Origin of the sequence: Pontivivens insulae (assembly GCF_900302495.1) — a bacterium.
Classification (GTDB): domain Bacteria; phylum Pseudomonadota; class Alphaproteobacteria; order Rhodobacterales; family Rhodobacteraceae; genus Pontivivens; species Pontivivens insulae.
Genome location: NZ_OMKW01000001.1, coordinates 1,015,632 through 1,037,619, shown reverse-complemented (window position 1 = coordinate 1,037,619; position 21,988 = coordinate 1,015,632). Strand labels below are relative to the sequence as shown.

20 protein-coding genes are annotated in these 21,988 nt (G+C 58.8%); 16 read left to right on the top strand and 4 right to left on the bottom strand.

Features of this window, described 5'->3' with window-relative positions; translation table 11 throughout:
- Nucleotides 1-51 precede the first annotated feature (51 nt).
- Both POI8812_RS04885 and POI8812_RS04880 read right to left on the bottom strand, forming a co-directional pair.
- Nucleotides 52-1,131: an aromatic ring-hydroxylating oxygenase subunit alpha gene (locus tag POI8812_RS04885; RefSeq protein WP_108781370.1), complete on the bottom strand. Its 1,080-nt coding sequence runs from the start codon at nt 1,129-1,131 to the stop codon at nt 52-54.
- Nucleotides 1,132-1,133: 2 nt separating this feature from the next.
- Nucleotides 1,134-2,015, bottom strand: a complete 882-nt coding sequence (locus POI8812_RS04880) for a MurR/RpiR family transcriptional regulator (RefSeq protein ID WP_108781369.1) — start codon at nt 2,013-2,015, stop codon at nt 1,134-1,136.
- 66 nt (nt 2,016-2,081) lie between these two features.
- On the opposite strand from POI8812_RS04880, the gene POI8812_RS04875 reads away from it, so the two are divergent.
- The 10 genes from POI8812_RS04875 to POI8812_RS04830 all read left to right on the top strand — a co-directional run bounded on the left by POI8812_RS04875 (nt 2,082) and on the right by POI8812_RS04830 (nt 12,630).
- Nucleotides 2,082-4,529, top strand: a complete 2,448-nt coding sequence (locus tag POI8812_RS04875) for an FAD-dependent oxidoreductase (RefSeq protein WP_108781368.1) — start codon at nt 2,082-2,084, stop codon at nt 4,527-4,529.
- A gap of 109 nt (nt 4,530-4,638) precedes the next feature.
- Nucleotides 4,639-5,745 (top strand): mandelate racemase/muconate lactonizing enzyme family protein, encoded by a 1,107-nt coding sequence (locus POI8812_RS04870; protein WP_108781527.1) that lies wholly within the window; start codon nt 4,639-4,641, stop codon nt 5,743-5,745.
- Nucleotides 5,742-6,845 carry a mandelate racemase/muconate lactonizing enzyme family protein gene (locus POI8812_RS04865; RefSeq protein WP_108781367.1) on the top strand — a complete coding sequence of 368 codons (1,104 nt, stop codon included), beginning with the start codon at nt 5,742-5,744 and terminating at the stop codon, nt 6,843-6,845. The genes POI8812_RS04870 and POI8812_RS04865 overlap by 4 nt, the downstream gene beginning before the upstream one ends.
- Nucleotides 6,845-8,116, top strand: coding sequence for an aspartate aminotransferase family protein (locus tag POI8812_RS04860; RefSeq protein WP_108781366.1), 1,272 nt, complete (start codon nt 6,845-6,847; stop codon nt 8,114-8,116). The genes POI8812_RS04865 and POI8812_RS04860 overlap by 1 nt, the downstream gene beginning before the upstream one ends.
- 119 nt (nt 8,117-8,235) lie before the next feature.
- Nucleotides 8,236-8,835, top strand: coding sequence for a hypothetical protein (locus POI8812_RS04855; protein ID WP_146186120.1), 600 nt, complete (start codon nt 8,236-8,238; stop codon nt 8,833-8,835).
- Nucleotides 8,832-9,491, top strand: a complete 660-nt coding sequence (locus POI8812_RS04850; protein WP_108781364.1) for an ABC transporter ATP-binding protein — start codon at nt 8,832-8,834, stop codon at nt 9,489-9,491. Before POI8812_RS04855 ends, POI8812_RS04850 begins: the two co-directional genes overlap by 4 nt.
- Nucleotides 9,488-10,645: an ABC transporter permease gene (locus POI8812_RS04845; protein WP_108781363.1), complete on the top strand. Its 1,158-nt coding sequence runs from the start codon at nt 9,488-9,490 to the stop codon at nt 10,643-10,645. The genes POI8812_RS04850 and POI8812_RS04845 overlap by 4 nt, the downstream gene beginning before the upstream one ends.
- Nucleotides 10,646-10,658: 13 nt before the next feature.
- Nucleotides 10,659-11,426, top strand: a complete 768-nt coding sequence (locus POI8812_RS04840) for a DUF4198 domain-containing protein (RefSeq protein ID WP_108781362.1) — start codon at nt 10,659-10,661, stop codon at nt 11,424-11,426.
- A complete protein-coding gene (locus POI8812_RS04835; RefSeq protein WP_108781361.1) occupies nt 11,423-11,767 on the top strand; it encodes a hypothetical protein in 345 nt (114 codons plus the stop codon). The genes POI8812_RS04840 and POI8812_RS04835 overlap by 4 nt, the downstream gene beginning before the upstream one ends.
- The gene (locus POI8812_RS04830; protein WP_108781360.1) at nt 11,767-12,630 is read left to right on the top strand and encodes a metal ABC transporter substrate-binding protein; all 864 of its coding nucleotides are present in this window, start codon (nt 11,767-11,769) and stop codon (nt 12,628-12,630) included. Before POI8812_RS04835 ends, POI8812_RS04830 begins: the two co-directional genes overlap by 1 nt.
- A gap of 14 nt (nt 12,631-12,644) precedes the next feature.
- Here the strand turns inward: POI8812_RS04830 and POI8812_RS04825 are convergent, their stop codons facing one another.
- Nucleotides 12,645-13,625, bottom strand: coding sequence for a sterol desaturase family protein (locus tag POI8812_RS04825; protein ID WP_108781359.1), 981 nt, complete (start codon nt 13,623-13,625; stop codon nt 12,645-12,647).
- Nucleotides 13,626-13,726: 101 nt separating this feature from the next.
- On the opposite strand from POI8812_RS04825, the gene POI8812_RS04820 reads away from it, so the two are divergent.
- The 6 genes from POI8812_RS04820 to POI8812_RS04795 all read left to right on the top strand — a co-directional run bounded on the left by POI8812_RS04820 (nt 13,727) and on the right by POI8812_RS04795 (nt 21,418).
- Entirely contained in the window at nt 13,727-14,647 is a 921-nt protein-coding gene (locus tag POI8812_RS04820) for a LysR family transcriptional regulator (RefSeq protein ID WP_108781358.1), read from the top strand.
- Nucleotides 14,648-14,878: 231 nt separating this feature from the next.
- Nucleotides 14,879-17,704, top strand: a complete 2,826-nt coding sequence (locus tag POI8812_RS04815; RefSeq protein ID WP_108781357.1) for a molybdopterin oxidoreductase family protein — start codon at nt 14,879-14,881, stop codon at nt 17,702-17,704.
- Complete coding sequence (locus tag POI8812_RS04810; RefSeq protein ID WP_108781356.1) at nt 17,701-18,468, top strand: 4Fe-4S dicluster domain-containing protein; 768 nt, start codon at nt 17,701-17,703, stop codon at nt 18,466-18,468. Before POI8812_RS04815 ends, POI8812_RS04810 begins: the two co-directional genes overlap by 4 nt.
- The gene (locus POI8812_RS04805) at nt 18,468-19,340 is read left to right on the top strand and encodes a dimethyl sulfoxide reductase anchor subunit family protein (RefSeq protein ID WP_108781355.1); all 873 of its coding nucleotides are present in this window, start codon (nt 18,468-18,470) and stop codon (nt 19,338-19,340) included. The genes POI8812_RS04810 and POI8812_RS04805 overlap by 1 nt, the downstream gene beginning before the upstream one ends.
- A 5-nt stretch (nt 19,341-19,345) precedes the next feature.
- Nucleotides 19,346-21,082 carry a SulP family inorganic anion transporter gene (locus POI8812_RS04800; protein ID WP_108781354.1) on the top strand — a complete coding sequence of 579 codons (1,737 nt, stop codon included), beginning with the start codon at nt 19,346-19,348 and terminating at the stop codon, nt 21,080-21,082.
- An 87-nt stretch (nt 21,083-21,169) separates the two neighbouring features.
- Nucleotides 21,170-21,418 carry a DUF1289 domain-containing protein gene (locus POI8812_RS04795; RefSeq protein WP_108781353.1) on the top strand — a complete coding sequence of 83 codons (249 nt, stop codon included), beginning with the start codon at nt 21,170-21,172 and terminating at the stop codon, nt 21,416-21,418.
- On the opposite strand, the gene POI8812_RS04790 is transcribed toward POI8812_RS04795, so the two are convergent.
- Nucleotides 21,415-21,840: a hypothetical protein gene (locus POI8812_RS04790; RefSeq protein ID WP_108781352.1), complete on the bottom strand. Its 426-nt coding sequence runs from the start codon at nt 21,838-21,840 to the stop codon at nt 21,415-21,417. The genes POI8812_RS04795 and POI8812_RS04790 overlap by 4 nt on opposite strands.
- Nucleotides 21,841-21,988 lie beyond the last annotated feature (148 nt).

Genomic DNA, 21,988 nt, shown 5'->3' with positions numbered 1-21,988 from the left:
TGTTTTCCTTCTTTTCCTGTGGGAATTTTGCGGGCGTGTCGTGCGCCAAATCTATGCATCAACGCCTTCGCGCATCCAGCGCTGCAGATGCATCACGGGATGCTCCGAATTCACACCGCCTTTAGGGTCGATGACAAGTGGTCCGGGCCTATAACCCCTCGATCCAAGTCCACGCTGCACGCTTTCAACGAGGTGAATGTCTTCTTCGACGGTGGTTGAGCGGTCCTGTGCGGCCAGCCGCCGAACCTTCTCATCATCCACACCGTCGACCGTGTACCATCCGCGCCAGACCACAACGTGAGACGCATCCAGCGCCCGCCAATGATATGTGTTCAGGACATTGCCGGGATAGACTTGGAAGGAAAACATCGGCCACAAAAACCAGCTGGAATACTCATCAAAGTGATCAAAGCCTGAGTTGATGTCATATGTCATTGCATCAAGGCTCTGACACTCGGTTGTGTGCCGCAGACAGTACCCCTGAGGCTGAACGTCATATGTCTCCGGTCTGATTACGCCGCTGGCAAATGTCGGATGACATAGCGAGCAGTGGTAACACTCGGAGTAATTCTCGACGGAGACCTTCCAGTTGCATCTCTCTGGGATGTCGACCCATTCCAAAGGGCGCAGGTCCGCCCAGTTTGGAACCCATGCCTCAAGCTGCTGGCGCGCCTGCGGAAACCAATGGTCCATCGGCTTTGCGTCCGCGTCGAGATTCACGAAGAGGAAGCCGACGAATGGCTCTGACCGCACCTCGGTCAGGCAGATCGTTGAACGATCAAAGCCTTCGACCGAATGGATGTTCGGCCCGGCCCGCAATTGTCCGGTCAACTCATAGGTCCAGGCATGATAGGGGCATACGACGACGCGCGTCGTCCCCGCCCCTTGTACCAGTTGGTGGGCGCGATGTTGGCAGACATTGTAGAAGACGCGCACTTTGTCATCGCGGCCGCGGATGGCAAACAGGCTCTCGCCAGCGATCTCAAACGTCGTATAGGCCCCGATCTCGGCCAGTTCAGACAGGTGGCATCCAAACTGCCACGTCTTTGCCAGCACACCGCGCTTCTCTACCTCAAAGACCTGCGGATCGGTGTAGTACCGGGCGTCGAGACTGCGGATCGGTTCGGGCATCTCTATTCCTCGTGATACAGGCCAAGCTGATGGCGACGCTTGTGGAACGTGGCGACGCGCTGGGGAATCTCATCGCTTGCGACGGCGACCACGAATGACAGAAGCGTTTCAAGCAGCGCGATGATACTGACCGAGGACGGGAAGAATTGCGGGGTTTCCACCGAGACGGTGAAGCCGTGGTCGGCATCCCGCAGGATTGGGCTGGCAGGACTGTCTGAAAGCGCGACGACAGTCATACCCTGTTCCTTAGCGATGGAGACGGCCTCAACGACCTCCACCCGGTACGGCTTGCAGGTGATTGCAATCAAGACGTCGCGCTCATCGGCCCAGGCAAGATCGTCAACGGGTGTGGAGCCGGGCCGCGGTATCGCATGGATCTGCACCATCCCCGTCGTTGCAAGGTAGGTAAAGTTCCGGGCGTTCGAGTTGTTGATCCCAACGCCAAGGACGTAGACATTGCGCGAATTCCAGATTGCGTTCGCAGCCGCCTCCAGTTGATCGGCGCTGACAGCAGCGAACGTGTCCTCCACGTTTCGCAATGTCTCCTGCACCATATCGGCCAGCAGTGCGCCCATATCACCAGACTTGCGAATGTCCTGTAGCCAGCGCGCGCGGTCAGGAAAATCAGCCGCCCCCTTCCGGATCGCCTCGCGAAATGGCGTCCGAAAATCCTCATACCCTTCGAAACCCACCTGACGCGCCATGCGAACCACGGTGTTGGGCTTGACGTTCGCGGCTTCGGCAATTTCACGCACCGTAGAGACACCCACATCGCGTGGGTTTTCCAAGACGTAAGTCGCAGCCTTGCGCGCCTCTGGCGTCAGCTCGGAAAGCTCTGCGGCCAGCCGCTCCAAAATCGCCTTTGATACATTTGTCCCATTCATGATTGACGATGGTAAATCTGTCCGCTTAGCCTGTCGAGAGAAAAAGCGACTCGAAGGACCCGAGCGATGCCTGAATTTCCAACGCACAAGCGTGTCGTTATCGTCGGCGGCGGCGTGATGGGTGTGGGGCTTGCCTATCACCTTGGGCATGAAGGTTGGGGCGCAGACACGGTCCTTCTGGAAAAGGCCGAACTGACCAGCGGCAGCACTTGGCATGCAGCGGGACAGATCACGCACTCAACCTCCAGCTTCGGCCTTGGCAAATGCGTAGATTACAATATCGGCCTCTACTCTCATCAGCTTGAGGCGGAGACCGGTCAGCCCGTGACATGGCACGGATGCGGGTCGTTCCGTCTGGCCTACACATCGGATGAGATGGATTGGCTTCGCCACACCCTGTCCGTCGGGCGATCCCTGGGTTTCAACATCGAGCTCGTCGGTCCAGAGGACGTCGCAAAGCTGCACCCGTACTATAATCTGGAAGGCGTGCAGGGTGCACTTCACACCCCCGATGACGGTCATGTCGATCCGACAAATGTCACCATGGCAATGGCCGCAGGCGCCCGACAAAAAGGCGTTCAGATCATTCGCCATTGCAGGGCCACCAACATCACTCAGGCCGCTAACGGAGAGTGGATTGTAGAGACAGAGCGCGGCACAATCACCTGTGAGCATGTCGTGAATGCCGGCGGAACATATGCACGCCAGATGGGCGAGTGGTCTGGCCTGCAGCTGCCGATGACGTCGATGACCCACCACTATTTTGTCACCGAACCTGTCCCGGAATTCGGTGGGTTGGATCACGAACTCCCCGTGATCCGCGATGACAAGAAAGTCTCAGGCTATATCAGGATGGAGCAGCAGAGAGGACTGATCGGGATCTACGAAAAAGAGAATCCGAACTCCGTCTGGCACGACCATTGTCCCTGGGACTATGAGAACTGGCTCTTCGATGCGGATTACGACCGTGTCATGCCCTATCTGGAGGAGAGCCTGAACCGTATGCCAATCTTCGCTGATCTCGGTATCCAGCGAGAGGTTCACGGCGCGATCTCTCACCCACCGGACGGAAATCCGCTGATCGGCCCTGCGCCGGGCGTTCGGAACTATTGGTGCTGCTGCGGAACGCAGATCGGCATTGGCTGGGGGCCCGGTCTGACGCGGGAATTGGCACGTTGGATGGTACATGGTGCGGCCGATATCTCGATGCGCGACTATGATCCCCGTCGTTTCGGATCATACGCGACAAAGCAGTGGCAAGTGACCAAGGCGGAAGAAGACTACTGCCTGCGTCATGAAATTCCCTTTCCTCATCTGAACCGTCTGGCAGGCCGCCCCGTCAAGCCATCGCCACTGCACGAAATTCTCAAGGAAAAAGGTGCCGTTCATGAAGAAGTCTTTGGCTTTGAGCGTCCCCGTTTTTTTGCCAAAGGCATTGAGCAGCGCGACCACTACAGCTTCAACCGCACCGTTGTTGACGAGATGGTCAACGCCGAGGTGAGAGCAGTTCGCGAAACAGTCGGCCTGATGGATGTCACTGCGTTCACCAAAGTACTCGTGGAAGGCGCCGGAGCATTTGCTTTGCTTGACAGGCTTACGGCCAATCGCATGCCGCAAAAGCCCGGATCGATCACGCTTACCCATAAGCTGAACCGGCGGGGACGGATCGAGTTGGAAACAACCATTGTCAGGCTGGCAGAAGATCGCTTCTACCTCGTTTGTGCCGCCTTTTTTGAACAGCGCATGCTGGATCATCTGACACAGAATAAGAATGACGAACAGGTGACGATCACCGCACTGTCGGATCAATGGTCTGCGCTGTCTCTGAATGGACCACGTGCGAGGGACGTTTTGGCCGCATGTACAGATGCGCCGCTCGACAATGCTCGTTTCCGGTGGCTCAGCGCCCAGACAATCTCGGTAGCAGGTCATGAGGTGTTGGCTCTTCGCATGTCCTATGCGGGCGAGCTCGGCTGGGAGCTTCACATGCCAAACGCCGCATGTGTCGATGTCTACTCCGCACTGACGAAAGCGGGCATTCCACACGGGCTCACCGACTATGGAAGCTTTGCGATGAATGCCATGCGCATGGAAAAGGCGTTCAAGGGCGCAGGCGAACTGACCAACGAGGTCACGTTGGCGGAGGCCGATGTCCTCAGATTTGCCCGGCAGGACAAAGAATATCTGGGAAAGGCACAGACGCTGAACGAGGACCTGCCTTGGATCTGCGCATATCTTGAGATCGAACCAGACGGCAAAGCCGACGGGCATGGCGGTGAGGCGGTGATGCTCGGCGAAGGGGTCGTGGGTTCGACCGCCTCAGTCGCGTATGGTCCGACTGTCGGCAAGATCCTCGCCTTCGCCTATGTAAAGCCGCATGCCGCAGCTCCTGGAACACGACTTGAGGTGATCATTCACGGGGAACCCCGTACCGCGAAGGTGCTGGGCGCCCCGGCCTATGATCCAGAGAGTTCGCGACCGCGAACAGATCAGGTATTGGAAACCTCCCAATGACTGTCGGTAGACCTCCGACAGCGTCAGAAGAGATCGTGATCACTGATGGAAAGCGGGTGAACCTATCGTGCCCGATGTGTCGTCCATGGTCCCACCTTGGGGACCACAGATGAAGATCAGCCGCATCACGATCTATCAAGTGGATCTGCCCCTGGAGCATCCGTACTGGTTGTCCGGCGGGCGCCTGAAATTTGAGACGCTCGACGCGACCATCGTGAAGGTAGAGACCGAAAACGGTCTGGTCGGCTGGGGCGAAGGCACACCATGGGGCCACACCTACGTTCCAGCCCATGGACCGGGCATACGCGCCGGGATCGAAACGATGGCGCCATTCCTCATTGGCTTGGACCCCCGACGTCTGCTGGATGTCGAGAGAGCGATGGATCTGGCCCTGCCCGGTCATCTCTATGCCAAGGGCCCTATCGACATGGCATGCTGGGATATCGCCGGTAAATTTGCCGGTCTGCCAATTGCCGATCTGATGGGCGGCGGGTCGCGCACCCCGCGCCCCATCGCGTCATCTGTGGGTGCGAAGACCGTCTCAGAAACGCGAGAGGTCATAGAGCGATATCGCCAGCGGGGCTACATCGCGCATTCCGTGAAAATCGGGGGGGACGTGGAACGTGACATCGCGCGCATCTGCGACGTGGAGGCGATGCGGAATCCCGGTGACATCATTCTCTATGACGTCAATCGAGGCTGGAGCCGACAGCAGGCGCTGCGCGTCCTGAACGCTGTTGAAAGTCTCAACGTGATGATCGAACAGCCCTGCGAGACGTTGGAGGACATTGCCGCCATCAGTGCGCGGCATGCAACACCGGTCTCGGTCGACGAAAGCCTCGTCACCCTTCAGGACGCCGCCCGCATCGCGCGCGATGGTATTGCCGACATCTTCGGTATCAAACTGAACCGGGTAGGTGGTCTGACAAAGGCCGCACGCATGCGCGACATCGCACTGGCCCATGGCATCGACATGTTCGTAATGGCGACCGGCGGCACTGTCCTAGCCGATGCCGAAGCACTCCATCTCGCAGCGACAATTCCTGATGCGAACTGCCACGCCGTCTGGGCCTGTCAGGACATGATCACTGTCGACATCGCGCCGGGGCGCGGCCCCAGAAATAAGGACGGCCATTTGCATTTACCCGAAGCACCCGGACTAGGCGTTGAACCAGACGAAACCCTGCTCGGCCCAGCACTTGCGAGCTACGGATGAAGATCAGAGACCTCACACTCTGGTCGGTGCCGCTGACGAGCCATGAGACCTATTATATGGCGGAAGGTAAGACTTGCGCGACCGTCACCAGTCACGTGCTAAGACTGGAAACTGATATCGGTCTCACCGGCTGGGGCGAGGCTTGTCCCATCCCACACTATCTTCCCGCTTTCGCCGGCGGCATCCCAAGCGCCGTCGCGGAGATGGCGCCGAATATCCTCGGCAAGTCTCCATTGGGGGTCGATGCGATCATGGGGCGATTGGATGTGGTCTTGCTGGGCCATGAGGCGGCGAAATCACTGATCGATATCGCACTCTGGGACCTTTTCGGAAAAGCTGTTGATCAACCCCTCTACACCCTGCTGGGCGGGCGGACCCGCGCCGACATGCCGCTCTATCACTCGATCACATGCATAGAGGCTGATGAAATGGCGCGGATTGCACGTGATGCGTACGCAACAGGCATCCGGCAATTTCAGGTCAAACTGGGGGCCGACGCCTGCTGGCAGACCGATGCGGAGCGCCTCATCAAGGTGCGCGAAGCAGTTGGCCCCGGGCCCCTTGTTTACGGGGACTGGAACTGCGGAGCGACGAAGTTGCACGCGACTCGGACAGGGCGCGCGGTGGCTACATTGGATATCATGCTGGAACAACCCTGCAAAACTCTGGAGGATTGTGCCGCTGTTCGTCAGGTGACAGGCCTGCCGATGAAGATTGATGAAGGTGCCCATGATCTCGCAACTCTTCTGAGGGCACGCCAATTGGGCTGTCTGGATGCGGTCGCTCTGAAGCTATCGAAATTCGGCGGTCTGTCTGCAATGCAGCGTGCACGCGATCTGACCGTTCATCTTGGCGCGGAAATCTGTGCCGAGTGCACATGGGGGTCGGATATCGTGACGGCGGCAAGCCTGCATTTCGCCGCCTCAACTCCGCCCGGCTCGTTACTGAACACCTGTGATTTGTCTAGCTATGTCGCGCCGCGTATTGCACCCGACGGGCCGACCCGCGCGAACGGCCGCATTGCGCCGCCAGACGGGCCGGGGCTCGGCATCACGCCGGACGTCTCTGTCCTCGGCGCCCCGATCCTGGAGATATCGTAATGCTCAAACTCTCGACACAAGCAGATTGGATCGCACGCGCGCAGGCTGTGCTTCCTGCCGGTGGATTTGGGAATTTCGATCCGGGCATCATCATCTCCCACGGTCACGCAAGCCGTGTCTGGGATCAAGACGGCAACGAATATGTCGATTACCTAATAGGATCCGGGCCAATGCTACTGGGGCACGGGCATCCAGAGGTGATGGAGGCGGTCCTGGAACAATTGCCGCGTGGCATGACGTTCTTTGCCAACAATGCGAAGGGAATAGAACTGGCCGAGGCAATCGTCGAAGCGGTTCCCTGCTGCGAACAGGTTCGCTTCGTTGCGTCTGGCGGGGAAGCCGACATGTATGCGATCCGCCTGGCGCGGGCGTTTACGGGCCGCGACAAGATCCTCAAATTTGAAGGCGGCTATCACGGAATGAGCGCCGAGGCACAGATGAGCCTTGCGCCAGATCGCAAGGTAAACTTCCCGCAAGCTGTTCCAGACAGTGCCGGCATTCCGCAAAGTGTCGCCGATCAGATGTTGATCGCACCCTACAATGATCTTGCGGCAGTCGAGGCCTTGCTGTCAGAGCATGCCGACGTGGCCGCAATCATAGCGGAGCCGCTTCAGCGCATCATTCCGGCTCAGCCAGGATTTTTGAAGGGTCTACGGACGCTCTGCGACAAGCACGGGGTTCTGTTGATTTTTGACGAAATCGTCACCGGCTTCAGACTGGCCTATGGCGGCGCGCAGGAGCGGTATGGCGTCACATCTGACATTTGCACACTCGGCAAGATCATAGGTGGAGGCTTCCCATTGGCCGCACTCGGAGCACGCGCCGATATCATGGCCCATTTCGACAAACATGCAGTCGGCGCAGGTAGATGGTTGATGCAACTTGGAACGCTATCCGGCAATCCTGTCGCCGCCGCCGCTGGCCTCAAAACAATGGAGGTTCTTAGTCGGGACGGCGCCTATGAGCAATTGCGTGCGACCGGGGCCGACATTCAGAAGATGATCAGAACTGCGCTGGCGAGGGCCGAAATCGACCATCAAATCTGCGGTGATGAAACACTGTTTGACGTCTACTTCACCTCAAACACCTGCACCAATTACAGAAACGCCCGCCACGACGATCCGGCGCGCAACGCCGAGTTCAACGCCAGCCTGCGCACAAACGGAATCTTCAAATCCCCCGGCAAACTATACCCCTCCCTCGCGATCACGGACGAGGATTTGCAACGCACCCAGTACGCCATCGATCAGGCAGTTAGGGCCATTCACTAGTCAAATCGGGGAATGTCGTCACAATTGCTGGACTGATCGCAGAGGCCAGTTGGTCAGCAATTTTGCCACAGGCACCATTTCGCGGTTGCAGCCCGCCGGGGTTTGCATACCGTACGCGCATGGCGAACTACTCTCTCAGAATGATCGGCATTGTGGCGGGTGTTGCCGTACTCGCGACAGTTCTCCTGCTTGGCGGAGCACGTTTCCTTGGGTCTAGCAATGGACCGGCGGCTCCGCTGCCCGCACCCGGTGTCGCGGCACCTGTGGATGGAGACGCCTTGATGGATGCGTCTTACAATGTGACCATTGCTGTCCTGCAAGAAATCTACGCCGCCTTTGCCGAAACGTCCGAGACTGCCATTTACGATGGACTTGCTGGGGTGGCCGTCGGTGACGCGCTGAGTGCACTTTATCTGGAACGGGCGGGCGCGCTTGCCCGTGGTGGCTTGCCCGATCAGGTTGTTCACGAATTGCAGCTTTTGGGCGGCACTTGGGATTTCGAGAACGGCGCGCTGCGCGCTGACATCCGCTGGGCGGTATTGGGCGAGGTGGGTCATGCTGAGCATACCCACATGCGCGGCAATGCCTATTCCGCGGTCCTGCTGATTTCTGCAACAGAGACGGCATGGCGCCTTAGCGAATTTGAACTCACCGATGTCGACCGATCAGACAACGGTACGCTTACCACAATCGAACCACTGGGCACGGTCACGCAATGATCAAGGTTAGCGATGTCCGCTTTGCCTACGGATCAGGCTTCTCCATCAGCATAGATACGCTGACCGTCACAACGGGTGAGAAGGTGGCGGTTGTCGGTCCGTCAGGCACAGGTAAGACGACGCTGCTCAACCTGCTCTCTGGGATTGTCGTGCCAGATACAGGGCAGGTGCTTCTGGATGGAGAGGAAATTTCCGGCCTGCAGGACCATCAGCGCCGCCAAATGCGGGCCAGCAGGATTGGTTTTGTCTTTCAGGAATTCGCACTGGTGGACTATCTCAGCGCCGAGGAAAACGTTCTCTACCCCTATCGCGTGGGCAAGGGTCTAAAGCTCGACCGGACCGCCCGGGACAGAGCACGCGGCCTGCTCGCCGATTTCGGTCTCGGACAGAAAATGCGCCGCCGTCCCGCGCAACTCAGCCAGGGCGAGCGACAGCGGGTTGCGATCGCCCGCGCGCTGGTCGTACGCCCGCGCATCCTGCTGGCAGATGAAGCGACCGGTAACCTCGATCCCGCAAACAAGGCGGCCGCCTTGGATCTGCTCTTCGCCCAAACGGATGAGACAGGCGCTGCACTGCTCGCCGTGACGCATGATCATGAGTTGTTGCCCCGCTTCGACCGCGTGATCGACTTCAGCGAACTGAGCCAAACGTCATGAACGCGCTATATCTGGCTGCAGCCAATCTTCGATATCACTGGGCGCGCACAATCGTGCTGATCGTTGCGGCAGCGCTCGTCCTGTCCGTACCGGTGTTAACGCGGACGTTGTTGGCTGCGGGTGAGGCTGCGCTGACCGCGCGCGCCGAGGCGACACCCCTCTTGCTGGGAACACGCGGCAGTCGCCTCGATCTTGTGATGGCGGGCGCGTATTTCACGGATGATCTGCCAGAGCCCACCACAATGGCCACGAGTGAAGAAGTCTGGGACAGCGGGCTCGGCATCCCGGCCCCTTTGCACACTACATTCACGGCGTCAGGTGTGCGGATCGTCGGCACAACACTCGACTATTTCGACCTACGCAACCTCGAACTTTCCGAAGGGCGGGTCTTTGCGACACTTGGGGAAGCCGTGCTGGGGGCCAACGCGGCCCGCGAATTGTCGCTGGGCGTCGGGGAAACCATTCTATCGGATCCCGAAAACCTGTTTGACCTTGATGGGGCATACCCACTTGAAATGAGCATCAGCGGTATCTTAGAGCCGCGCGGCACGCCGGACGACGATGCGGTGTTTGTAGACATTAAGACCGCTTGGATCATTGAGGGCATTGGCCACGGTCATGAAGATATCATTGTGGAGGGCGAGGACGCCGCCAGCGCTGCCGCCCGCGTCGTACAGTTTTCCCGCATAACGCCCGAGAATGAAGCCAGCTTCCACTTCCATGGCGATCCGAATGGCTACCCGGTCACGGCGGTGATGGTCGCGCCTTATGACATCCGTTCAGAAACCATTTTGCGAGGCCGCTATCTGGATGCGGAGGGCCCGGTTCAGGCTGTTGTGCCGTCAGACGTGATTGATGCGCTTGTGGCCCGGCTGCTTCGCATTGCGGCCCTCGTTGACACTGTCACAGTCATTGTCGGATTTGCTGCGGCCCTTGCCCTTGGGTTGGCACTGTTTTTGTCGTGGCGCTTGCGCGCCGGTGAAATGTTCACCGCTTTCGCCCTTGGCGCCGGTCGAAGCATGATCGCGCGCCTGGCGCTGGCGGAGGTTGCGCTGGTGCTTCTGGGGGCCGCATTGCTTGCGACACCAGTTGTAATTGCACTGTCATCTTACGCCGATATCATCGTATCTCGCCTCGTCGCATTTGGATCCTAAGGAGTATTTGATCATGAAATTTGTCATCTCTACCGCATTCGCTGCATTGATTGCTGCTGCGCCCGTAGCTGCACATTACGGCATGATCATCCCATCAACCCCGATGCTGGCTCAGGAAGATGGCCGCTCCGTCGATTTGGCCATCAGCTTTTCCCATCCGTTCGAAGAGGCGGGCATGATCCTGGAGCGCCCCGAAGCGTTCACAGTGACGCATGAGGGCGAGGCCACCGATTTGCTCGGCGCACTGGAAGAGGCAACGATCATGGGAGAGACAGGGTACACGCTGTCTCACACCCTCGACCGCCCGGGCACACATATCTTTGCGATGACGCCCGTTCCATATTGGGAACCGGCAGAGGACGCCTTCATCCAACATTTCACCAAGACCTACGTGTCCGCCTATGGCGATGACGAGGGCTGGGATGCGGAACTTGGTCTGCGCACAGAAATTGTTCCGCTCTCCAAACCCTTCGGACTGTGGGAAGGAAACGTGTTCCAAGGGATCGTCATGCTCGAAGGCGAAGCCGTTCCCTATGCCGAGATTGAGGTCGAGTTCTACAACGAAGGTCAGCAAACTGCCGCACCGTCTGAGCTGATGATCACCCAGACGATCAAGGCCGACGAGAACGGTGTCTTCACCTATGCAACGCCCTCCGCTGGATGGTGGGGTTTCGCCGCCCTCAATACCGCGCCAGAGACAATGGCGTTCGAAGGTGAGGAGAAGGCCGTTGAACTGGGCGCCGTGATCTGGGTGCATTTCGAGGAGTGGATCTCCCAATGATCCGCACGTTTCTCGCCTGCATCCTGAGTCTCACCCTCGCTGCGCCTGCGCTCGCGCATCGTGTGAATGTCTTCGCATCCGTTCAGGATGTGGACGGAACCGAATTCGTTGTGGTGGAGGCACGTTTCTCCACCGGGCGGATCCCCGTAAGTGGGGACGTCACCGTTGAGGATGCGCAAGGCGAGGAACTCTTCGTCGTGGCTCTGGAGAGTGACGGCACAGCGCGCTTTCCGCTCGATCGGGAAGTGGCATCAGACGGATTGTCCATCGTCGTTCAGACGGGGGACAATCATGAAGGTTATTGGCTGCTGACCCCCGCAGATCTTGGGGAGGAGAACTGATGCGTTTGCCATTGCTGCTCCTTTTTTGCATGGCTGGCGCGGCAAGCGCACAGGATCGCCCGGTGATTGTCGCTGACAGCTATCCCGTCGCATATTTCGCAGAACAGCTTGCCGGCGACTCCGCGGATGTAAGGCTGGTTGTGCCGGAAGGACGCGATCCTTCATCTTGGCGCCCCAGCCTGGCGGAGATTGGGGAAATTCAATCGGCCGATTTGATCGTTCTGAACGGCGCCGGGCTTGCCGATTGGACCAGTCGCGCCGCCCTGCCCCGTGCCAGAACCGTGGAGACGACACGCGGCCTTACAGATCGCTTCATCCAGACCGAGACGATTACGCACAGCCATGGCGCCGAAGGCAGCCACAGCCACGAAGGGGTCGCAACGCACACATGGCTCGACCTTGAAATTGCTGCGGCGCAGGCCGAAGCGCTTTCCGTAGCCATTGGCCGAGCCTTGCCAGATATTGATGTTGCTGCAAATTTGCAGGCATTGGCCGATTTGCTTGCAGCGCTCGATGCGCAAGGAAATGCGCTTGTCGACGGCGACGCAGTTCCCACAATCGCCAGTCACCCGCGCTATGAGTATCTCGGCGCGGCTTATGACCTGGAGATCACCTCGCTAGACTGGGAGGCGGGGGCAGAACCGAATGCGGACCAGCTCGCCGTACTGAGTGAATTGATCGCAGAGACGGGTGCCACACTCTTCATCTGGGAGGCAGCACCACCGGCGTCTGCGAATGCTGCCGTCGCCGACTTAGGCCTCGCTCAAGCTGTCGTGCATCCATTAACGATGCCCTCGGGTGACATGGATTTTGCACAGACCATGCGCGCCAACTTTGCCGCAATTGAAGAGGCCCTGCGCTAACAGGGCCACCGCGCTCAACCGTTTGTCATCCGCTTCCGGCGTTCCTTGATCCGGTCATTCGATGCCTCGGTTCCGTCATGGAACGAGCCGAAAAACTTGTCCCATGGCAGTTCAAGTGACCCGTAATTGCACTCGAAATACCGGTGATGCATCTGATGATGGAACGTCCCGAGCCGCAGCCGGTTCTGATCCTTGACCACCAGCCCCTCGAAACCCGTATGGGTCGTCGCCGCCGTCAGGGCATAATATTGCAGGTGATAGAGGATGTGCACCGGATGGGCCGCAACGATCCAATGGATCAGCACAGAGCCTAGGAAAATCACATGCTCGACCGGGTGCATCGACAAACCAGACCAGGGACCGACATTGATGTTGCGGTGATGGAGGGCGTGCACATGCTTATAGAAGAATGGAATGTGCAAAAAGCGGTGGATCCAATAGAAATAGAAGCTCTCCCAAATCGGGATCAGCACGAATAGTGCAACGAACCAGCCCGGGTGAGCGGCCCATGTCAGCATCGGGGCATATCCGTTGGCCAAGGCCCAGAACATCAAAACCTCGTAGGCGGTCCAGATCGTCACGCCGCTGGCTAAGGTCCAGAATATGTTGTCCCGGATCTGCCCACCCAACGTGAACTGACGACCGTTCTTCATCAGGGGACGCGGATCGTATTTCAGGCGCTGGCCCTGCTTGGTGAATGTGTAGAAATACAGGTGCAGGCCGCCCGCAACGGCCGTCATCAGCACGAGGTTGCGCACGTACATTTCCGCGACCCAGCCAAAGGCAAGGGTCCGTGTTTCCTCAAGTGGGGGCTGGAACCAGTAAAAGGAGGCAAAGGCGACCCCGACCAGGATCAGTCGTTCCGTGATCAGAAACCAGGAATTCCAGACCCATGCGACCATTTCCAGCGGACGCAACGGCCAACGGAAAAAAGGCGACACTTTCAGCGGCACGTCAGGAACATGGTTCCAGCCCTTTAGGGGAGCATCAGACATCGGCACCTCGCGATCTTGAATCTCTTGCCCACCGTGATCGAACTCTGATGTAATGAAAAACAGTTTTAATCGCTCATTTTCAGCTGAAAACCCGAGGATGCATGGCTCTGACCCTGAAAGCGATGGAGTATTACGTTACCGCGGTTCGGCACGGAAACATTGCCAAGGCTGCCGACGAACTGAACATCGCGGCCTCGGCTGTCGGGACCGCGATTGATCAGGTCGAGCATGCTTTCGACCTCACCTTGATCACCCGTCAACGCTCAAGAGGTATTCAAGCAAATGCGAATGGACTCGCCGTCGCCCTAAGATGTGAACACCTTTTGGAGGAGTATCGCGGACTTCTGACCGAAGGGGCGGACCTTAAACACAAGCTTGGAGGAACGTTGCGAATTGGCTATTACGCCCCCATCGCCCCGGCTTTTCTGCCGCAGATCCTCTGCAAAATTCTGCCGCCGGATGCGGATGTCGAATTGCAGCTTGATGAGTGTGACAATGACAGCGCACAGCAAGGGCTGATCGACGGAACATACGACGTCATCCTTTTCGTCAGCGATGATGTACGTCCGAACGTCGCATTCGATGTCCTGCTGGAAGCGTCCCCCTATTGCCTTGTTTCGGAGGCGCATCCATTCGCGTCTCGCGACAGTGTTTCGATTAAAGACGTCGCGAAAGAGCCTCTCATCGTTCTGAACCGACCCGTTGCCGCAGCCTATTACAACGGGCTTTTCACGGCGCAGGATCAAGGGATGCAGGTACGCGGCCTTGCCTCCTCAACGGAAATGGTACGCAGCATGGTGGCCAGCGGCATGGGCTGCGCCATCCTGAACATGCGGCCTTCGACTGCAACGAGCTATGCGGGCGCAGACGTGGTCTGCGTCCCGCTTTCTGACCCGCTTCCGCCACTCTCGCTGTCGATCGGATATGACAAGGTCCGCGCTCGCCGGATCGTCACAGCCTTTGCGGCAGCCTGCCGGGCACACTTTGCCGGCGAAAACGGGCGTCGCTACAGCGTCGAATAGCTGTTGCGCAAGGGGTGTACAAACAGCATCAATCCCGATATGTAACCGCTTACATTTTTGATTGCAGAGTATCTTCACGCGCAATTCAGCGCGGGGCGTGCGGCGTTGGACTCATACCTTTTTCAGAAAGGACCTAGCCAAACGCTCTCAAATCGTTAGAAACTAGCGATCTAAAAATAAGACCAGAAGTATCAATAACGCGGCCAAGGCCCAGAGCGACAGGATCAAAATATGGGTCACCATCAGCCATCCATCGACACTTCTCCGAAGGTCTCGGACGAAATTCGCAAGACAACCTGCTACATGTGCGCCTGCCGTTGCGGCATCAACGTGCACATGAAGGATGGCAAGGTCGCCTATATTGAGGGCAACCGCGATCACCCGGTGAATAAGGGCGTGCTCTGCGCCAAGGGCTCTGCCGGGATCATGCAGGTGAATGCGCCGTCACGGCTGCGCAAGCCGCTCAAGCGCGTGGGGCCTCGCGGCTCTGGTCAGTTCGAAGAGATTTCGTGGGACGAGGCTTACGATATCGCCGAGGGTTGGCTGCGCCCGCTGCGCGAGACGGCGCCTGAGAAACTCGCCTTCTTCACCGGGCGGGACCAGTCGCAGAGTTTCACGAGCCTCTTTGCACAGAGCTTCGGCACACCGAACTACGCTGCACATGGCGGCTTCTGTTCGGTGAACATGGCCGCCGCCGGGATCTACACAATGGGCGGCGCGTTCTGGGAGTTCGGCCAGCCTGACTGGGACCACACCAAGCTGTTCGTTCTGTTCGGCGTGGCCGAGGACCACGACAGCAACCCGATCAAGATGGGCATTGGCAAGGTCAAGGGGCGCGGGGACAAGGTGATCGGCGTCAACCCAATCCGCACCGGCTATAACGCCGTGGCAGATGATTGGTACGGCATCACACCCGGCACGGACGGTTTGCTGATCCTTTCGCTGATCCACTGCCTGATGAGTGCAGGTAAGATCGACCTCGACTACCTCGCGCAATTCACCAACGCACCTTGCCTTGTGAACGCCGACGAGAGCAGCCCTGAATATGGCCTTTTGATCAAGGATGCCGACGGGCGTCCGCAAGTGATCGACGCCCGTACCGGCGCGCTGGCACCGTGGGATGGCGAGGGCGTCGAGCCGGACTTGTCCGCAACCTACGAACGAGACGGCATCACCCACCTGCCCGTTCTGCACCACATGGCAGAGCGCTATCTCGACCCGCAATACGCCCCTGAAGCCGTGGCCGGGCGCACCGGGATCAGTGCGGATCGGATCCGCCAGCTTGCAGGTGAAATCGCAAAGACCGCATTTGAGAGCCCGATCGTGGTGGATCAGCCGTGGACGGATTTCCGCGGAAAGACCCATCCCAACATGGTTGGACGCCCGGTTTCGTTCCATGCGATGCGCGGAATTTCCGCGCATTCGAATGGGTTTCAGACGTGCCGTGCACTGCATGTTCTTCAGATCATTCTGGGCGCTGTTGAGACGCCTGGTGGGATGCGCTTCAAGCCTCCGTACCCCAAACCCGCGACTGCCCATCCCAAGCCGCATTGTAAAGTGACGCCGGGTGCACCGCTCGACGGCCCGCATCTTGGTTTCGTGCATGGGCCCGATGATCTTTGTCTGCGCGAGGACGGCTCACCTGCGCGTATCGACAAAGCGTTCACTTGGGAGAACCCCATGTCGAGCCACGGGATGATGCATATGGTCATCTCGAATGCGCATGCGGGCGATCCGTACAAGATCGATACGCTGTTCCTCTACATGGCGAACATGTCGTGGAACTCCTCCATGAACACGTCGGGCACGATGAAGATGCTGACGGACAAGGATGAGAACGGCGATTACGTGATCCCGCATATCATCTATTCTGACGCCTACTCGTCAGAGATGGTGGCCTATGCCGACCTGATCCTGCCCGACACGACTTATCTGGAGCGGCACGACTGCATCAGCCTTCTCGACCGCCCGATCTGTGAAGCAGACGCTGTTGCCGATGCGATCCGCTGGCCGGTCATCGAGCCGGATCGCGATGTGAAGGGCTTCCAATCCGCGCTCTGCGACCTGGGCGCCCGTCTGGGCCTGCCTGCCTTCACCAATGAGGATGGCAGCCAAAAATACGCGGATTACGCCGACTACATCACCAATCATATCCGCCGCCCCGGCGTCGGACCGCTCGCCGGATGGCGTGGCGCTGCAGGAGACAGCGACGGACGCGGCGATGTGAACCCCAACCAGCTTGACCGCTATATCGAAAATGGCGGCTTCTGGATGGAGCATGTCCCTGACAATGCCGCCTACTACAAACCCTTCAACCGGGCCTATCAGGATTGGGCGGTCGAGATGGGCTTTTACGACAGCGTCAAGCCTTACATCTTCCAACTCTATGTGGAGCCGATGCGTCGCTTCCAGCTGGCCGCCGAAGGCCACGGAGAGCGGCAACCGCCCGAGCACCTGCGCGACCAGATCAAGGAACGTCTCGACCCGCTGCCAATTTGGTACGCGCCCGTTGAGGATAGCCATGTCGACACCGACACTTTCACCATCCACGCGCTCACACAGCGTCCCATGGCGATGTATCACAGCTGGGGCTCGCAGAACGCCTGGCTGCGCCAGATCCACGGGCGAAACCCGCTCTATGTACCCTCCAAAATCTGGAAGGAGCACGGCTTTACCGAGGGCGACTGGGCGCGGGTGTCCTCCGCCCATGGTGAGATCACTGTGCCGGTGATGGAGATGGCCGCACTTAACGACAACACCGTCTGGACGTGGAACGCCATCGGTAAGCGCAAGGGCGCCTGGGCGCTGAAAGGCGACACGCCGGAGGCAACAAAAGGCTTCCTGCTCAACCACCTGATCCACGAGCTTTTGCCTTCGCGCAAGGACGGCATGCGCTGGTCCAACTCTGACCCGATCACCGGGCAGGCAGCTTGGTTCGACCTGCGGGTCAAGATCGAGAAGGCGGTCGCCCCCGAAGCAACGAAACCGCATCACCCGGAAATACCCAGTCCCGTGCCCAGTGCGCCGGACAGCCTCGACTGGAAGGTGGGCAAATGACACAGCTCCCCCAAACAACCGAACGTAAACTGGGCCTTGTGATCGACCTCGACACTTGTGTCGGCTGCCATGCTTGTGTCGTGTCCTGCAAAGGCTGGAACACCGAAAACTATGGCGCGCCCCTGTCGGATCAGGAGCCATATGGCGAAGATCCCTCAGGCACCTTCCTGAACCGCGTGCACAGCTACGAGGTGACACCGGCGGAACCGGACGCGACAGCAAAACTGATCCACTTCCCCAAGTCTTGCCTACATTGCGAGGATGCCCCCTGCGTCACGGTTTGCCCTACGGGTGCAAGCTACAAGCGGGTCGAGGACGGCATCGTGCTTGTGAACGAGAGCGACTGTATCGGCTGCGGCCTGTGCGCCTGGGCCTGCCCCTATGGCGCGCGTGAGCTCGACGCCAAAGAGAAGGTGATGAAAAAGTGCACCCTCTGCGTGGACCGGATCTATAATGAAAACCTGCCCGAGGAAGATCGGGAGCCGGCATGTGTACGCACCTGCCCGGCAAACGCCCGTCATTTCGGCGATTTCGCTGATCCGGAAAGCAACGTCTCAAAGCTGACGGCAGAGCGTGGCGGCATGGATCTGATGCCTGAGATGGGCACAAAGCCCGTGAACAAATACCTGCCCCCGCGCCCGCGCGATGCAGCGCCCGATATGGACGTCCTGACACCGCTGCTCAAGCCGGTCGCGACGGAGGCGAAAGGCTTCGTCGGCTGGCTTGACAAGGCCCTCTCCACCCTGCCCGGAGGGAAGAACTGATGCATCCCGCACCATCCGTTATCATCTTCACCACGTTTTCCGGTCTCGGCTTCGGCATGCTGTTCTGGTTGGGGATCGGCGTTCACACGCCAACAGGCTTCACGGCCTTTGCCTATTTCACCGTCGCCTATTTGATGGCGGTCGGGGGTTTGCTGGCCTCAACGTTCCACCTTGGCCATCCTGAGCGCGCGCTGAAAGCCTTCACCCAGTGGCGCTCCAGCTGGTTGAGCCGTGAGGGGATTGCCGCGGTCGCAGCTCTTATCGTCATGGCTCTCTATGGTGCTGGCCTTGTCTTTGCAGCGACGCCTTTCCCCCTCGTCGGGATCATCGGTGCCATCTTGGCCGCTTTGACCGTCTTCACAACGTCGATGATCTACACGCAGCTCAAGACAGTGCCGCGTTGGAACCAGTGGCCAACACCCGCCCTGTTCATGTCGCTCTCACTGGGCGGCGGTGCACTTTTCGTCGGTCAGGTCACATTGGCATTCCTGCTGCTGCTGATCGCCGCTGTGATCCAAGGGATTCATTGGGTGGCGGGCGACAGTCGGCTCGCAGACTCGGGCACCACGCTGGGCACGGCGACCGGACTTGGCACGATGGGCCGCGTGAAGGCGTTCGAGCCGCCCCATACCGGCACCAACTACTTGCTGCGTGAGTTTGTGCATGAGGTCGGACGAAAGCACGCGTTCAAACTGCGCGTCATCGCCTTCGGCCTGGGATACGCATTGCCACTTCTTTTGCTGGCACTGCCCTACAGTTTTCTGCTTGCAGCGCTCGCCGCGATTGCGCATGTGGCGGGCATTCTGGCCTCGCGCTGGCTGTTCTTTGCCGAAGCTGAGCACGTCGTCGGTCTCTACTACGGTAAACGGTAACTGCAATGTCCTTCTCGTTCGCTGCGCTGCTCCCCCACCCTTGGTGGCGGGACGTCAGCTCCGGTACTATTCGTGCTGATCTGTTCGCCGGTCTAACCGGCGCAACTGTCGTTTTGCCGCAAGCTGTTGCCTTTGCCTCGATCGCGGGCCTGCCGCCCCAGTACGGGCTTTATGCTGCAATCGTAACGCCCATCGTGGCCGCGATCTTCGGCTCCTCAATGGTGATGGTCTCAGGACCGACAACTGCGATTTCAGCAATTGTCTTCAGCTCCCTCGCGGGCATTATCGAACCGGGCACACCGCTCTTCTTCCAAACCGCCGTCCTGCTCGCGGTACTGGTCGGGATTATCCAGTTTGCGCTGGGGATCTTCGGGCTGGGCAGATTGATTGCCTTCGTCTCCCACTCAGTGATGCTGGGCTTCATGTCGGCCGCGGCCATCCTGATCGCTGTCAGTCAGCTTGGTCCGGCCATGGGCATCTCGATCTCAGCCCATTCCGTCTTTGAGCGACTGGTCGGACTTGCCAATTCGATTGATCAGGCCCAATGGCCTGCGATCATGATTTCGGCATCGGCTCTCATCATCGCCCTGATAGCAAAGCGCATTTCGGGACTGCTGCCACACTACCTCATCGGTCTAATCGGCTCCGGCATTGTTGCCCACTATTTCGCCGTGGAAGGGGCGGACATTCGGATGGTTGGGGAGCTTCCGGACGTCGTGCCTGTCTTCGCAGTGCCCAACATCAACTGGTCGATCTTCACCAGCGTGCTTGAAAGCGCAATTGCAGTTTCGATGGTCGCATTGCTCGAAGCCGTGTCGATCGGGCGCGCCTTCGCGCCCAAAACGGGGCACCGCTTCAATGCAAATCAGGAGATCGTGGCCCAGGGTCTGTCAAATGTCGCAGGCGGCCTGTTCGGCGCCTATCCAGGCTCCGGTTCGTTCACCCGTTCCGGCATCAATTTCAGCGCCGGTGCAAAGACACCACTCGCAGCGATCTTCGCATCACTGTTCCTGGTGATACTGCTGCTGAATTTCGGCTTTCTGATCGCCCACATCCCACTGGCCGGCCTCGCTGGCCTGATCCTGTTGGTCGCGTGGAATCTTCTTTCGCCCTCAGAAGTCGTCAGACTGTTCAAGACCGATCGGACCGAGGCCTGGATCGTCACCTTCACCTTTGCGTCGGGCGTGTTTCTCGGGCTTGAGATCGCGATCCTCGTGGGCGTTTTGATTTCGCTTCTCGTCTTCCTGTCGAAGTCCTCCAAGCCAAATCTCATCGTGATCGCGCCAGAGAAGGCAGGCGTCTTCCGCAACGCGCAATTGTTCAAGTTACAGCAATGTCCGCAGGCGGTGTTTGTCCGTCTGGACGGGCCACTCTACTTTGGATCGGCTGAGGCGGTTGAGCGCGGCTTGCAGTCCATCTCACGGCTTTACCCACGTCAGAAACATGTGGTTCTGATCCTCAAGGGGGTCGGCGACGTCGATTTGTCTGGCGGGCAGGTCCTGATTGATGAGGCGGAGCGTATTCGCAAGCGCGGTGGCGCCCTGCACATCGTGATCCGCTACGCACCGCTAGAGCATCGTCTAAGGCAGATCGGCGTATTCCACGCCGTCGGGGAAGACCACATCTACCAAAGCAAGGGCGACGCGATCCGCGCGATCGTCGATCTGGCAGATCGAAGCATATGCCAATCTTGCTCCGCCCGCATCTTCCGCGAATGCCAGGGAATAGAAAAGGCAGCCTGACCCAGCTGCCGCGCATCTGGGACGGTGGTTGACGGCTCCGCAGCTCCTATATGTGCCTTTTGAGGCAGATTACGAAGGCGCGATGTCATGTCTGGAAAAACGCTAAGCCCCTGCATCAAAGTTTGTAAATTCAAACGTCAGGGGCACTGTATCGGCTGTTCAATGACAAAAGAGCAGAAATCCCTGTTCAAGAAACTGAAGGGGGAAAAGCACCGCCGGGCATTTCTTGTCCTTGTCATGAATCAGCAACGCGCACTTGGCCGTTTTACACATTGGACAGCAGCCTATCTCAAACGCGCGCGAAAAAAGGGCGCACGAACCGAGCTGCCCCGTTAGACCCGCGGGACATTGAGCGCTGTCAGACGATCCGCAAGTCCAGCCACCAACAATCTGAACAGTCGCTGATGTTGTGGCCGCAAACGAGAGCGGATCAGCAACTCGACCGACGCCAGATCCCCGGCCCGCCACCGCTCGAAGAGCCTCAGCAGCCACAATTCATCAAAGCTGCGACCAGTATCGCGTGGCGTGTAGAAGACAGCTGGACGGCCCAGCGCCTCCTCCAGCACCGCGACAAGTGTTTCCGCCATGGGCTGCGCTGGCCCGTCAACGGACAGCATCGAGCAGGCGGGCCAAAGGGCGGTGCGGCGGCCCGCACCACATCGCAAGGCCGTCATGCGCAGCACAAGCAGTTCATCGGTTGCCGCGAGCGCACCCGATATGCCGCTTCTGCCTTCATCTCGTCTCGCACGTGCCTGCATCAAACACTCTCAACATCAACGCCTATTCCGACTTTATTTATCGGATATACCGCAATGCGCAACCACCGTGTGAAAATTTGTGCGCTTCCTGCACAAATATTGTGGCGTGCACTGGCGGAGCCCCCTATACCTGAGTTACTTTATCGGA